Below are 15,433 nucleotides of genomic sequence, written 5' to 3' on the forward strand. Positions count from 1 at the left end.
TAACCGTATTGCCATTCAACTGATGCCAGCTATCTTTAGTTAAGTGTTTACATATGGATAGCTAATTCTATGCGCCGCAATTTACCAGTAACGAATAACGAACGGACCTTTGGTAAAGATGTAAAGCTGATTACCACCACCGATTTAAACAGTAAAATTTTGCATTGCAATGATGCCTTTGTAGAGATCAGTGGTTTTAAGCGGGAAGAGCTAATTGGTCAACCTCACAATATTGTTCGCCACCCTGATATGCCACCTCTGGCATATCAGATAATGTGGGAACATTTAAAAGCCGGTAAGCCCTGGATGGGCCTGGTAAAAAATCGCAGTAAAAATGGCGATTATTATTGGGTAGATGCTTATGTTACGCCGGTAACTGAGCACGGTAAGGTAATAGGCTATGAGTCGGTTCGGTCCTGTCCGGACCGCACGGACATAAAGCGGGCTGAAAAACTTTACCAGGCCATTAATGCCGGTAACTTTAAAAAACATCATTGGCATCTGCGGCCAGACACCTGGTTGCTGCTGGCCGGTTTAATAGTGTGTGGTTTGCTATACGCGTTCACATCAACCGCTTGGGTGTTACTGGCGCTGCTTGGCACGCTGCTGGGCTATGCGATACTCAGCAATATATGGCGTGAGCGGGCAATGGCCGGCGTGAAGGCGCTGCTCAGTAATGCCTTCAAACACGAACTGGCCGTTATGACCTTTACCGATGATGATCCGGAAATTGGTGAGCTGAAAGTTGCCATTATGAGTTCAAAAGCGCATTTGGGCGCGGTACTTACCAGGATAGAAGATTCAGCAATTAATGTCGCCCGCCAGGCTAAACAGGGGTTGGCGCAGGCCGAGTCTACTACAGCAAAAATTAAGCAACAACAAACTGAAACCGAGCAAGCCGCCACAGCTATGCATCAGATGACGGCAACCATAGCTGACGTGTCATCGCACGTACAGGAAACTGCTGAGCGGGCTGAACAATCGAACGAGCTGGCCGGGCGCAGCCGGCAAACGGCCGCTACCACCCGCAAGTCAATAGAAACACTGCGCGATACCGTCAGTAACATCAGTCACTCGGTAACTGAGGTGGCAGAGCAAACCCAGAAAATTGCCAAAGTAGCGCAAATTATTGCCCAAATAGCCGAGCAGACAAATTTGCTGGCGTTAAATGCAGCGATTGAGGCTGCGCGGGCCGGCGAACAGGGCCGTGGTTTTGCTGTGGTCGCCGATGAAGTGCGCAATCTGGCCAGCCGCACCCAGGACTCTACCAAAGAAATTCACGGCATTATTACTGAGCTTACCGCCAGAGCCAACACCGCGGTAGAAGTGGCCCAGCAAGGGCGTGATGGTGCAGAAGCCGGCTTACAACAGGTGAAAGAAACTGAGCAAATGTTAAATGGGATATCAGATGCTGTGGGCGCTATTGCGGCTATGTCAATTCAAATGGCCGCAGCGGTGGAAGAGCAGGCCCATGTTGCCGAGGATGTAAATCGCCAGGTTGAGAATATTTCATCGCTGGCTCACAGTAGTCTTAGTGAGGCAGACAGCTCTGCCAGCACCACCCGTAAATTGCAGAAAATTGCCGGTGAGTTGCACGAGCTGGTGGTGCGGTTTAAGCGTTAATGTTATGAAACTGGCAGGAGGTAACAGCTAAAACTGGCTGCTGGTAAATACTACCAGCAGCCAGTTTTAACCAGCTATTGCTTACGCTACCTTAAACTGGCTGGCCAGTTGTTGCAGCTCTGTACCCAGCTGGCTGAGATCATTACTGGCGGCTGCAGTCTCTTCACTTGCGGTGGCCGATTGTTCGGCAACATCGCGAATACTGAAAATACTGCGGTTAATTTCTTCAGCTACGGTACTTTGCTCAAGCGCAGCTGCAGCAATTTGCTGGTTCATCTGCTGAATACTGGTAACTGCAGTATTAATGGCCTGAATAGCATCACCGGCATCATCTGCACTTTCCAGGGTTTCGTTAGCCAGCCCGGAGCTTTTATGCATGTTGCTGACGGCCGCTTCTGCTTTTTGTTGCAAGGTGCTGATCAGCTGCTCGATCTGTCCGGTTGATTCCTGCGTGCGAAATGCCAGCGCCCGGACTTCCTCTGCTACCACTGAGAAGCCGCGACCCGCCTCACCGGCTCGGGCTGCTTCAATCGCCGCGTTTAATGCTAACAGATTGGTTTGGTCAGCAATGCTTTTAATAACGTCAAGTACCGAGCCGATATTATTGCTTTGCTCTTTTAACTCACCCAGCGAAGTTGCTGAAGTGGTAACTTCATGCGCCAGCGCTTTAATTTGCTGAATGGTTTTTTGTACCACCTGCTCGCCAACTGTTGCCTGGCCAGATGATTCAGTGGCGGCAGTGGATGCATCCTCTGCGCTACGCGCCACTTCCTGCACCGTGGCGGCCATTTCATTCATGGCGGTCGCCACCTGTTCGGTTTCTTCTTTTTGCTTGCTCACCCCGGCAGAGTTTTGTTCAGAAATGGCTGCCATCTCTTCAGTTACGGTTGCCAGCTGAGCAATCCCCGAGGTTAGATTATTAATTAACGCCCTTAAACTGACACTCATTTTCTGCATAGCCTGCATCAGCTGGCCAGGTTCGTCCTGGCGGTCGGTCGGCAAGTCTTCAGTGATATCACCGGCGGCAATTTTCTCTGCAACCTGTACCACATGCCGTAACGGTGCAACAACCATCTGGGTAATAATAAGCGCTGCGAGAAAGCCAATGATAATAGCGATAACAGCAGCAATAATGATCATCAGTTTCAGCTGGCCAGTTTCCTGCTCCAGAATTTGCAGCTGATTGGCGACAGAACGCGTGCCTGCATCGTCTGCAGCAAGCGCCGCGGCTACCATTTGCTGCTCAATGGCAGGCAGCTCACTTTGATTGGTTTGGCCATTTAATCTGATCATCTGGGATAGCTGCTGCTGATAAGTATTGATATTCCCTATCATTTCCCGCATTAGTGCAGCACTTTCCTCTGTAGTAAACATTGGCAGGGTTTTTTCACCTAACTGTTTTGCCTGGTTGCTGATGTCCAGCGCCCGCTGCAGATATTGCGGATCTTTCTGGATCTGGAAATTTTTATCCTGATGGCGTGCTTCACTGACCAGCAGGTTGGTCTCACTGACATTCGTTACCACCTGAAACCGGCCAGTCATACTGCCCAGGGCGTTGTAACTTAATACGGAACTTATTATCAGAATTATCAATACCAGACCGAAACCAGTGAGAAGCTTGGTTCGTACGCTCATATTTTTAGAAAGAGTTGAAAAAGCAGACATGGTGGAGGCCTCACTTAAATGTTGTTGGCTATTTCAGTTATGCTCCTTTGACAGTTACAGGAACCATGGTTTGTTACGGCTGTTTATAATTAAGCTTAAGTGTAATCCGGACTAATGCAAGTTTTTGCCAGCATGGCTTATTTTGGTAATCAGCAATAAGAAAGGCCAGCAATTGCTGGCCTTGATAAATACCGGAGAGCACCATTCAGCTAAACGCTGATATTAATATTCTGACCGATATTGCCTACTGGTGATGCTGCTGATGTTTGCTCAACCGTTTGCATCGCACTCTGGACCAACATGTTGGTCATCTGCGCTTGCTGGTTTTGCTGCTTTTTCGCCATCACAGCGCCCAGTACTTCAAAGCCCTGTGCAGTTGCCAGAGCACCAACGGATTGACTCATAGTACCTCCTATTCACAATACGTCAGCACTGTATCGGCAGTTGGCCAGAATACTTTAGGCATTTTTTTGCCGTATTTTAAATTTTGGTAGTATTCAGATAAATGAATGCCGCCCGTTGCAGCGGGCGGCATTCCAACTTAGCGCGGAGTGACTCATTTCTCCAAAGCGTTAAGAAGCCTGTATCAGCGCAGTTTGCTGCGCTTTAATTTGTGAATGCGATAACACCGGGGTTAGCGCAGTGCCAGCGGGTTGCGCCGGTTTGTAAGAGCGCACCGGGCGGGTCGGGCCCTTTTTGACCAGGCCTTTATATAATGGCTCTACTTTAACCGCTGGTTTACCAAGGCGTTGTGCCAGCGCCTGCTGCAGATCAGCTGAGGTATAACCGGCCTTAATTTTTATTCGTAAATAGGGTATGCCGGCGGCTTCCAGCGCACCGCTGACAAACCAGTCAGGTGCCGCTTTGTGGCCATCTTTATTACTGTTATTAACTAAATCCAGCACTGCTATTACCCGCAAATCATCCGCAGCGCACAATACAAAATCCAGATACTTGGCATTCAGTTTTACCAGAGTGCTGCGCCGGGCCTTTTCATTAGCATTTTCTTTTACTTCGATGACGTCGGCAAGTTTTATCCGGTTTAAAATTTTGTATTCTCCGTCAACCGCTTTTTCCAGCAGGTTCTGGAACGAGCGCTCAACCGGACTGAATAAACTGCTGCGTTTTTGCACCTGAAACGGGTTACTGTTATCGATAAAGCGACTGGCAACCATAGCTACCAGCACTACCAGTGCTACCAGCAACAACATAATAAATTCCATGCTCACCTCCGGCGATAATTTGACAAACGCAGTTACACTCCAATTATAAAGCACAAGTCGTGCCATGATTTTCAAATGTTTAGCGATTAGACTATTGCTTTAGGTGATGCTAAGCATTTTAGCCATTAATGGTATTTATAGTGAGAAAGGGCTTATAGTTAGGGCACAACTAGCAACAGCAACAAAGGGTCTGGAAATGTCTGACACTATTACCCGGGCGGGTTTAACTATCACCGGCCAGCTTAACAGCGAGTATGAACAAATTTTAACGGTCGATGCCTGTGCTTTTGTCACTGAGCTGGTGCGTGAGTTCCGGCCGCGGTTAACTGAATTGCTGGCCGACAGAATAAGCCGGCAGCAGAAGTTTGACGGCGGTGCCTTACCTGATTTCCTGCCGGAAACTGCGCCCATTCGCGGTTCTGACTGGCAGGTAGCGCCAATCCCGGCTGATTTGCAGGACCGGCGGGTGGAAATCACCGGCCCTGTTGACCGCAAAATGATTATTAACGCCTTAAATGCCGATGTAAAAGTGTTTATGGCTGACTTTGAAGACTCACAGGCACCCAGTTGGGCCGGAGTTATAGAAGGCCAGATTAACCTGCGTGACGCCAACCTCGGTACAATAAGTTATACCGATCCACAAAGCACAAAGCATTATGCGCTAAAAGATAACCCGGCTCTGCTCATTGCCCGGGTACGTGGTCTGCATTTATGGGAAAAGCATTTGTTAGTCGATGGTGCGCAGGTACCCGGTTCGCTGGTCGATTTTGCCTTGTATTTTTACCACAACTGGCAAACCCGTCTGAAAAATGGCTCCGGGGTTTATTACTACCTGCCAAAATTGCAAAGCTATACTGAGGCTAAGTGGTGGGATGAGGTATTCAGCTTTACCGAGCAGAAATTTAAGGTGGCCACAGGCACTATCCGCGCCACGGTGTTAATTGAAACCCTGCCTGCCGTGTTTGAAATGGATGAAATTCTATATAGCTTAAAAGATCATATCGTTGCGCTTAACTGCGGCCGCTGGGATTATATTTTCAGCTATATCAAAACGTTAAATAACCATGCGGACCGGGTGTTACCTGACAGACAGGTAGTAACCATGACCAAGCCATTTTTAAATGCCTACTCGCGTTTACTGGTTAAAACCTGCCATAAGCGCGGCGCGCTAGCGATGGGCGGTATGGCAGCTTTTATTCCGGCCAAAGACGCAGACGAAAACGCAAAAATCCTGGCGCGGGTAACCGCTGATAAAGAGCTTGAAGCCAGTAATGGCCACGATGGTACCTGGGTGGCACACCCTGGCCTGGCTGCAACTGCCAATGCCGTGTTTGCCAAATATTTGACTGACGGTAAACCAAACCAGCTGGCTGTTAGCCGCGAGCAGGATGAAGAAATTACCGCTGCTGAGTTGCTGGCGCCGTGCGATGGCGAGCGTACCGAAGAGGGTATGCGTACTAATATCCGGGTGGCACTGCAATATATTGCCGCCTGGATCAGTGGTAAAGGCTGTGTGCCGATATACGGCTTAATGGAAGATGCGGCTACAGCAGAAATTTCACGCACGTCGATTTGGCAGTGGATTAAACATGGTAAAAGTTTAAGTAACGGTAAGTTAATTACCAAGACCCTGTTTGCCGACTTTTTAGAGGAAGAGGCAAAAGTAGTGTTGCAGGAAGTAGGGGCGGAGACCTGGCAGAGTCAAAACTTTGACCGGGCGAAGCAACTGCTGCTGGACATTACCACAGCTGATGAACTGGTAGAGTTTTTAACACTACCGGCTTATCAGCTGCTTGATTAACCTGAGTAAACCAAACCAAAGGCGCTGCCATTGCTGACAGCGCCTTTTTTAATTCCGTTTAATCAATAGAGGATAGAACCTCATTTGAAGGAGTCGGGGAGTGTCTGAGCCCCTGCCGCAAGGCAACGGGCGAGTTGCCCCGGCGAGTGAGGAAGAGTGTTGTATCCGGCATGTGGGGGGAGAACAGCTGCAACACCCCGCGTTAGTTTAACTCATCTGCTGTTTCAACAATCAGCCTTCTGAACCAGATATGGCTGGCATCCTGGTGCAGTAGCGGGCTCCAGATCATCTTTAACTCTATTGACGGAATAGCAAAAGGCGGGTCCATAATGGCCATTGTCGGGTCATTTTCATACAACTTCGCGGCGCGGCTGGGCAGGGTGGCAATTAAATCGATACCCACGGCCAGATGCATCGCCACATGGTAGTTGCGGGTAAATACTGAGATATTACGCTGTTTACCCAGCTTGGCTAAGGCCTCATCTACCCAGCCCAGTTTCTGCACGTCTTTTGGATCCATGCCAACGCCAACCCCAAAGCCGGTTTTACTAACCCAGATATGCTGAGCCTTTAAATAACTGTCCAGGTTAAAGCGTTTAACAATAGGATCACTGGCATTAATCAGGCAGGAAAAGCTGTCACGCCATACTGTTTTCTGATGAAACGACTGTGGCAGTTGATCAAAGCGGTTAATTGCCATATCCACTTTGCCGTTTTCGACATCATGAAAGGTGACGTCTGACGGCGTCATAATATCCAGGCTGGTTAACGGAGCTTGTACGCGCATCTTCTTCAATAATGCCGGTATGAGCGTCGAAGCAGCGTAATCGCTGGCCATAATCCGGAACACCCGCTGGCTGTTCAGTGGCTCAAAATCTTTGTTAGGTTGCAGCGTTTCTTCCAACGTGAGCAATACGCCACGCACCACGGGCGCCAATTCGCGGGCGCGTTCAGTTGGTACCATGCCATCTGAAGTGCGAACCAGAATAGGATCATTTAATAAATCGCGCAGCCGTTTTAAGCCGTTACTCATCGCAGGCTGGGTAATATTCAGTTGATTTGCCGCGCGGGTGACATTCTTTTCGCGCAATAGCACATCTAAATAAACCAGCAGGTTTAAATCCATCTTATTAATATTCATCTGCAAAATGCCTTAGCCTTAAACTATCACTGAATTGAATCATAGCATTAGCCAGCACAGCGCAGTCAATAGCTAAACTACATTCACTGAAAAAATGACGAGCATAATTAAAATCAGCTAGATGAATTGTCGTTTTGTTATCTATAGTGAATGCCAACAACCCGTACAACAGTTTTAGTAAAAGGAAACGGCCATGACAGCTTATCAAGATGACATCAAACACTTCGACAATGTATGTAACAAGGCCGGTTCTGCCTGGAATGCTATCAGCCCGGAATATGCCGCGCGGATGAAATTGCAAAACCGCTTTAAAACCGGGCTGGACATTGCTCAGTATACTGCCGACATTATGCGGGCCGACATGGCAGCCTATGACGCTGATGCCAGCCAGTACACCCAGTCATTAGGTTGCTGGCATGGTTTTATTGGCCAGCAAAAACTGATCGCTATTAAGAAACATTTCGGTACTACCAAGAAAAAATACCTGTATTTATCCGGTTGGATGATTGCGGCACTGCGCTCTGAGTTCGGGCCACTTCCCGATCAGTCGATGCACGAGAAAACTTCTGTACCGGCCTTAATTGAAGAACTGTATACCTTTTTACGCCAGGCCGATGCCCGTGAATTAGGTGGTTTGTTCCGCCAGTTAGATGAGGCGACCGATGCAGCTAAAAAAGCTGACATTCAGGCAAAAATTGATAATTTTGAAACCCATGTCGTGCCTATTATTGCCGACATTGATGCCGGTTTTGGTAATGCTGAAGCCACCTACTTACTGGCTAAGAAAATGATTGAAGCGGGTGCCTGTGCTATTCAGATTGAAAACCAGGTGTCAGATGAAAAACAATGTGGCCACCAGGATGGCAAAGTTACGGTGCCTCATGCCGATTTTCTGGCAAAAATTAATGCCGTGCGTTATGCCTTTTTAGAGCTTGGTATTGATAACGGCATTATTGTAGCGCGAACCGACTCTCTGGGCGCAGGCTTAACCAAACAGATTGCAGTAACCAATGAGCCGGGTGACTTAGGCGACTTATACAATAGTTTTTTAGATGGCGATGTAATAAGCGGTGCAGACGACATTGCCAATGGTGACGTGGTAGTGAAGGCCAACGGCAAACTGTTAAAACCAAAACGTTTAGCCAGTGGTTTATTCCAGTTTAAACAGGGCAGCGGTATTGATCGGGTAGTGCTGGATTGTATTACCTCGCTGCAAAACGGCGCTGATTTACTGTGGATTGAAACTGAAAAGCCTCATGTTGGTCAGATCGCTGAAATGGTTAACCGTATTCGCGAAGTGGTACCAAATGCCAAGCTGGTTTACAACAACAGCCCGTCGTTTAACTGGACCCTGAATTTCCGCCAGCAGGTATTTGATGCCTGGCAGGCAGCAGGTAAAGATGTCAGCCAGTATGATCGTAAAGCACTAATGAGCGCTGAGTATGACACTTCCGAACTGGCGCAGGAAGCAGATGAGCGCATTCGTACCTTCCAGGCTGATGCGGCGCGCGATGCCGGTATTTTCCATCACTTAATTACCCTGCCAACCTACCATACTGCGGCGTTGTCAACCGACAATCTGGCCAAAGAGTACTTTGGTGAAGCTGGTATGCTGGGCTATGTTGCCGGCGTGCAGCGTAAGGAAATTCGCCAGGGTATTGCCTGTGTTAAACACCAGAATATGTCGGGTTCAGATATTGGTGATGATCATAAAGAATACTTCTCGGGTGAGGCAGCATTAAAAGCCGGTGGCAAACATAACACCATGAACCAGTTCTAAGCATTGGCCTGATTTATCAGGTTGTAAGCTGAGTTAACCGTTCCGCTACGTGGTCACTTGACCCCAGGCAGCCGTAAGGCTGCCTTTTTTGTATCTGGCGTAAGCTGTTAACTGAAATACAAGGCTTGTTGTATTGACCAGCGTTATCGTTTATAACATTGCCACCGGTGGCATGCCAATGCCGCAAGTTTAACGCCTCATCCTGGACTGACTTTTTATGCAACAACAATTTATCCAGCAACAATGTATGAGACAGTGGTTTATGCTGCATCGGTGTTTTTCAGCATACCCTGAGATGCTTTATTGTTGTTTGTTAAAGTACAGCCTGCTGACTTTCGTATTGCTGTTTTGTCCGGCGCCAATACTGGCGCAGCAACTCAGTTTGCAGCACTACCCGCAGTATCAGTGTCTGCCAGACCAGTCAGATAACTTTTGTCAGTCATTTACTGACTCTGCTACTGGTTTGTCGTTGCTGGCCGGGCAAGGCGCAGCGCCTGGTCAGCCAAATGGCCAGTTTAGTCATAATTTAAAGCGGCAAACGCTGGTTTATAAGGCGGGGCGGATTGGCGGCAAGGTGTTAACGATTAACACTGATGCCGCCAACAATTTTCAAAGCGGCAATTTTGACAGTAGTGATTTTTTCTACGAAGCCCTGGTGCGGCCGTTTGCTAACAGTACAACCGACCGTCACAGCTTTTTTCTGACGATGAAAGTTGTTGATAGTGACACGCACTATGGTGCAGGCTTTGTTGTCGGCACCAGTATCTATACCTCAAAGTTAGAACTGGCAACGATACAGGGCAATGATGTTCAGGTATTAGCACAACAGCCGGCATCTTTAATTCTGGGTAAGCAGGATGACATCGATGGCCAGTGGTATTTACTCAGAGCGGAGCGGCGTAGCGGTAGCCTGCAGTTGTACCTGGATGGTCAGCTTGTGTTGAGCGATGACAGTATCGGTAACCAGAAAATTGAGCAGCTAGGGATCTGGAGTTTTAATCGCTCGTTTGAATTGGATTTTCTGCGGGTTGGCAAACCTGCTGTGCCATCAACCAAGACAACGTCACCGCATATAAACCTGCAACATCGGGAAAATCAGACCTTGTCAGGTTACCAATTTGAAAGCAGTGAGCAGATTGAATGGCAGGTCAGCGGCGCGACACGCGACGACATTGAACTGATAAATCTGACTCCGGAACTGATTACCCTAAGCCAGCAAGCTGCAACATTCCGCATTAATTATAGACAGCCAGGCCAGGCTGGTGTGCTGCTGCGCAGTAAATCTCAGCCTCATGTGTTTAAACAGTTGCATATCAACGTATTGCCTGCGCTGACTTTTCCCGCAAAAACCAGGCCGGATTTGCTGACTGATGCCTATCCGGCGATCAATGCAAAGGTGCCGGCAGACACCCTGTTACGCATCAATCTGGCTGAACCTTTTGTTATAGCTGACAGCGGTGCGGTGCGTATTTATCAGGTGCTGGCTGACAACCAGAGGCTATTAGTGGATGAAATTCGCGTTAATGGTGAAAGCGATACGTTTGGTAAAAAAAGTGCGGGCAAACTGCGGGCGATTAATCGGGAAATGCTTTGGCGTAATGGCAATACGTTACTGATTAAACCGCACGGTCAGCGACTTGAATGGGGTAAACGTTATCAGGTTGTGATTGCAGCAGATACCGTTCGTTTTGTTGATCCAGCCAAGCCATTTGCCGGAGTAGGTTTTGATGCCAACTGGTCGTTCAGCACTAAAGCGAAGCCAAGGGCCCGCAGTGTGATGCAGGTGGCAGCAGGTGCAGCTGCAGATTTTAGTACTGTGCAAGGTGCGTTTAATTTTGTGATGAACGCGGATGACGGTGACAAGGTGCACACCATAAAGCTGGCCGCCGGGCGTTATTTCGAACCGCTTTATCTGTATGGTGTTGCAAACCTGACACTGGAAGGTGCCGGGGCCGGAATGTCGCAAATTGAGTTTAGCAATTATGATTCGCTTAACAGTGGCCTGGGACAGGGGGTGGCTGTTGTGGCTGGCCACACTGCCGGTGGGCGAAGTCTGTTTCTGGCAGAAGATGTTGGCCAGCTGACATTAAAGCAGTTAAGCATAACCAACTTACATCAACGGCAAAAGGGAGTACGCAATCAGGCCGAAACCGTATATTTTAACGGTACAGGAAAATTGCTGGCAGTAGCCAGCAATTTTATCAGCGAGCAGGATACGCTGATGTTAAAAGGTACATCCTACTTATACCGCTGCCTGATAGCCGGTAATGTCGACTTTATCTGGGGACAGAATTATTTAAGCCTGTTTGAACAAAATGAAATTCGTTCTGTGGGCAATTCTGTTGCAAAGCCAGATTCAGAGTATGTTGACGGTAGTTACATATTGCAGGCCCGCAGCATAAGTAGTGATGTGCCGGGCTTTATTTTTATCAACAACCGCTTTACCAGCCAGCGGGGGCCAACCGGCAACCGGATCCGGCCGGGTAGTACGTTTTTAGCCCGCAGTGCCGGCCGGCCTGCCTATTTTGATCAGGTATTGATGCTAAACAACCAGTTAGGTGGTCATATTGCGCCAGCTGGCTGGGCCGGGCCGGTCAATAACGAGCCGGTAGCCAACCCTGCAGTGCCGGACAGCACCCGCGGCTGGCGTGAGTATGGTTCGACTGATTTACAGGGTAAGCCATTGAACTTAAGTCACCGCGAATACGGTATTGTGTTAACACCCGAGCAGTTGCCATATCAGAATAGTGAGCAGGTTCTGCAGCAACACTGGCCTGGTTTTAACCCTGAGTGGCTTCGTTATTAACTAACCGACCTTTAGCGCAGCAGAGTAAACCTTTGCCGCAGGCAACAAGTTCTAAACTAATCGCTTAGCACATGCTATGTTGTGCAGCAGAGTTTGGATGGTAAGTAATTAAAACCAAAATGACGGACACATTTTTTTTCGGTGACTGGCAGGTAGAGCCCGCTGCCAATACCTTACGTAAAGGCAGAAAGGTGCATCAGCTTGAGCCCAAAGCCATGGATGTGTTGGTATTGCTGTGCAGCAAACCAGCCGAGGTTCACAGTAGTGAAGATATTGTCCGGCAGTGCTGGCCGGATACCGATACCGGTGATAACCCGCTGCATAAAACCATTACCCAGCTGCGTAAAGCACTGGGCGACAACGCTACTAATCCAACATTTATTGAAACTATCCGTAAACGCGGCTACCGCACCGCGGCCGAGGTACGTTTTCCGCTGGGCCAGCAGCAGAGCGTTAGTCAGCAAAGCTGGCAGCAGGGCTCACCATTTCCCGGCTTGCAGGCCTATGACGCCCGTTTTGCCAGCGTGTTTTTTGGTCGCGGCGCGCAAATTGATACCTTGCTCAGCCGTATTGCCCAGCAAATAAAATTCGGCCGCGATTTTTGTCTGTTGCTGGGGCCAAGTGGCAGTGGTAAGTCGTCGTTAATTAATGCCGGGGTAATGCCCAACCTGATGCAAGCGGGCGGCTTTAATGGCGTTGAAGTGGTGTCGTACAGCAGCCTGGATTTAGCTGATGTCAGTAAAAATCAATTATTCAGCAGTCTGGCCAGTAGCCTGCTCGATTGGGAGCTGAATGACGAGCCGGTATTTACCGGTGACAGTGCCGCCAGCCTGGCAGAAAAACTTCAGCATCCAGAGCCGCTGCTTCAGCAGTGTAAAAAGTTGCTGGACTCTAACCGGCAGCAAACACGGCGCTTTGCACTGTTTGTCGACCGCTTAGAAGTGCTGTTATCGTCACCGCTCTTTAGCGAGGATGAGCGCCTGCAGTTTGTTGGGTTGCTGGAGCAACTGGCCAGCAGTTCTGCAGTGCTGATACTAAGCGCCTGTCGCAATGAGTTTTATCCTGACTTAGTCGCTTATCCCAGTTTAATGGCAGGTAAAGCCCGCGGCGCCCATTTTGACCTGGCACCGCCGGGACGCGCTGAGCTATTGCAGATGATCCGCTTACCGGCACTGGCTGCCGGTTTAAACTTTGCTACTGATCCCGATACCGCCACCCCCTTAGATGAGCTGCTATGCAGCGAAGCGGCCAGTAACCCCGATGCCTTGCCGATGTTGCAATACACGCTGCAGCAGTTGTATTTACAGCGCAGCAACGATAACCAGCTGCGCTTTAGTGTATACAAGGCATTAGGCGGGATTGAAGGGGCGATAGGTAAAAATGCCGAGCAGGCTATTAACCGCTTAAATAAAGCAGAGCAGGACAGCTTGCCCAGGGTATTGTCGTTGCTGGTAACCTTGCGGGAAGATGAGCAAAGTATTACCAGCCGCAGCGCCCGGTTGCAGCAGCTTGACACTGATGCTGAGCGGGCTTTGGTAAATACCATGATCGAGCAGCGGTTATTTGTGTCGCATCTGCAACATGGTGAGCCCTGTTTCAGTATTGCCCACGAAGCACTGCTGCGCCGCTGGCCACGAGCTACTGCCTGGATAAATGAACACTTTGACAGCTTAAGTGTAAAAAGCCGGCTGCTGCATTTAAGTCAGCGCTGGCGCAGCGAACAGCAAAACAGCGCTTATCTGCTGGCCGAAGGCAAACCCTTGCAGGAAGCGCTTTTGCTTCAGCAAAACCAGCTGTTTCAGCTGGATAAAGAAGAAGCCGAGTTTATCCAGGCATCAAGCGCTAAAGCGCGGTTAAAACGCTGGACCCGTCGGGGCACGCTTGTCGTGTTATGTCTGCTTACCGTTACTGCCGCGACGATGAGTGTGCGCAGTTTTAATGCTGAGCAGCAGGCGCAGCAAAAGCGGCTGGCGGCAGAAAACCTGCTGGGGTTTATGGTCGGGGAGTTTGCCGATAAGCTGCGCAGCATCGGCCGGATGGACTTACTCGACGGTATCAGCAATAAAGCGTTGGAATACTTTACCGATTACTCAGCTGATGATTCGGCACTAAGTACCGAAGCGCGACTGCAGCATGGCCAGACGCTGGAAGCGATGGGCGAGGTGGCCTACTCGCGCGGTAAAACCGATGAAGCAGTAGCAGCATTACAAGCCGCCCGGGTGCAGTTGGAGGCAGTATTGCTGCAACAGCCGGAGAATTTAGAGTTGTTAAAAACCCTTGGCGCCAATGCCTTCTGGCTTGGGCAAATTCAGTATGACGCCAGTAACTGGCAGGCTACCCAGCCGGAGTTTGAGCGCTATTACCAGTACAGTGAGCGGATGTATGAACTGGCATCAGATGATTTAGACGCCATTATGGAGCTCTCCTACGCCACCAATTCGCTGGGGTCACTGGCGATGCAGCGCCAGCAGTTTGATAAAGCGCGGCAGAATTTTGAGGAGTCATTGCAATTAAGATTAATGGTGCAGGCAAGTCAGCCTGACAATAAAAAACTACTGGCAGATATTGCTAACACACGCTCCTGGCTGGCCAGTGCGGCGCTGGCACAGGGCGATATCAGTACAGCAATATCTGTGCATAACGATATTCAGCAAGCGATGCTGGATGCTGGCGATAATGCAGAACTCTACTTATTGGAGATATTAGTCAGTAGTTACCAACTGTCTGCCAATTTACTGGGCTTTCTGGGGCAGAATTCAGAAGCTTTAAGGAATGTTACGGCGTCTACTGTGATTATCAACAGAGCTCTGGCGCAAGACCCCGACAGCCGTCGCTGGCGGAACAACAAATACTATGCTTTTTATCAGTCACTGAAGTTTTCGTCAGATGACTCTGTGCAACATATTACGCAAAGTCCGGCACAATTGGCTGAGTTGTTACAACAGGACGGCTCAGATTTGTCTGGATTGACAGACAGACTGCTACTGGCCAGGCAATGGCTGACTGCTGCAGAACTGTTACTTACCAGAGGAGATGTTCAATCAAGTATCAACTATGGCCAGCGAGCACTTGCAGCGTATCAGGAACTGATCAGAGAGAATAGCAGTAATCTTCGTTTTATTGTTGCCAGATCAAATAGCTATCTGCTGTTGGCAAAAGCGCTGTCCAAAACCGATTGGCAGCAAGCGCAAACGTATTGTCAAAATGCGCTGGTCGATCTTGCAGATATCGTCAAGGAAAACAAAGAGCCTGAATTTACCATTCCCTATGTTAAAGCGCTGGACTGTCTGGGGACATTGGATAATCAGTCCGGCGTTGTAATGCTATTAAAGCAACATGGCATCCTGAATTTTAACTTTTAATGCTTAATTTTTAATACTCAACTATAAAACAC

General features: G+C 49.0%; 9 protein-coding genes. 5 read left to right on the top strand and 4 right to left on the bottom strand.

The window, feature by feature from the left end; translation table 11 throughout:
- Positions 1 to 69: 69 nt before the first annotated feature.
- Positions 70 to 1,623: a methyl-accepting chemotaxis protein gene (locus tag KQY15_RS10855; RefSeq protein WP_217669217.1), complete on the top strand. Its 1,554-nt coding sequence runs from the start codon at positions 70 to 72 to the stop codon at positions 1,621 to 1,623.
- Positions 1,624 to 1,704: 81 nt separating this feature from the next.
- Here the strand turns inward: KQY15_RS10855 and KQY15_RS10860 are convergent, their stop codons facing one another.
- The 3 genes from KQY15_RS10860 to KQY15_RS10870 all read right to left on the bottom strand — a co-directional run bounded on the left by KQY15_RS10860 (position 1,705) and on the right by KQY15_RS10870 (position 4,511).
- Entirely contained in the window at positions 1,705 to 3,165 is a 1,461-nt protein-coding gene (locus tag KQY15_RS10860; protein ID WP_254795640.1) for a methyl-accepting chemotaxis protein, read from the bottom strand.
- 332 nt (positions 3,166 to 3,497) lie between these two features.
- A complete protein-coding gene (locus KQY15_RS10865; RefSeq protein ID WP_217669219.1) occupies positions 3,498 to 3,692 on the bottom strand; it encodes a hypothetical protein in 195 nt (64 codons plus the stop codon).
- Positions 3,693 to 3,860: 168 nt separating this feature from the next.
- On the bottom strand, positions 3,861 to 4,511 hold the full coding sequence (locus tag KQY15_RS10870; protein WP_217669220.1) for a DUF2726 domain-containing protein: 651 nt from the start codon (positions 4,509 to 4,511) through the stop codon (positions 3,861 to 3,863).
- Positions 4,512 to 4,707: 196 nt separating this feature from the next.
- Here KQY15_RS10870 and aceB point away from each other — a divergent pair, with 196 nt between their 5' ends.
- Positions 4,708 to 6,312: a malate synthase A gene (gene aceB, locus KQY15_RS10875; RefSeq protein ID WP_217669221.1), complete on the top strand. Its 1,605-nt coding sequence runs from the start codon at positions 4,708 to 4,710 to the stop codon at positions 6,310 to 6,312.
- A 202-nt stretch (positions 6,313 to 6,514) separates the two neighbouring features.
- On the opposite strand, the gene KQY15_RS10880 is transcribed toward aceB, so the two are convergent.
- Entirely contained in the window at positions 6,515 to 7,453 is a 939-nt protein-coding gene (locus tag KQY15_RS10880) for a LysR family transcriptional regulator (protein WP_217669222.1), read from the bottom strand.
- A gap of 193 nt (positions 7,454 to 7,646) precedes the next feature.
- Here KQY15_RS10880 and KQY15_RS10885 point away from each other — a divergent pair, with 193 nt between their 5' ends.
- From KQY15_RS10885 to KQY15_RS10895, 3 genes are all read left to right on the top strand, one after another.
- The gene (locus tag KQY15_RS10885) at positions 7,647 to 9,233 is read left to right on the top strand and encodes an isocitrate lyase (protein WP_217669223.1); all 1,587 of its coding nucleotides are present in this window, start codon (positions 7,647 to 7,649) and stop codon (positions 9,231 to 9,233) included.
- A 247-nt stretch (positions 9,234 to 9,480) separates the two neighbouring features.
- Positions 9,481 to 12,039 carry a pectinesterase family protein gene (locus KQY15_RS10890; RefSeq protein ID WP_217669224.1) on the top strand — a complete coding sequence of 853 codons (2,559 nt, stop codon included), beginning with the start codon at positions 9,481 to 9,483 and terminating at the stop codon, positions 12,037 to 12,039.
- A 119-nt stretch (positions 12,040 to 12,158) separates the two neighbouring features.
- Entirely contained in the window at positions 12,159 to 15,401 is a 3,243-nt protein-coding gene (locus tag KQY15_RS10895) for an nSTAND1 domain-containing NTPase (RefSeq protein ID WP_217669225.1), read from the top strand.
- Positions 15,402 to 15,433 lie beyond the last annotated feature (32 nt).

The sequence above is a fragment of the Arsukibacterium indicum genome (genome assembly GCF_019100565.1).
Taxonomy (GTDB): domain Bacteria; phylum Pseudomonadota; class Gammaproteobacteria; order Enterobacterales; family Alteromonadaceae; genus Alishewanella; species Alishewanella indicum.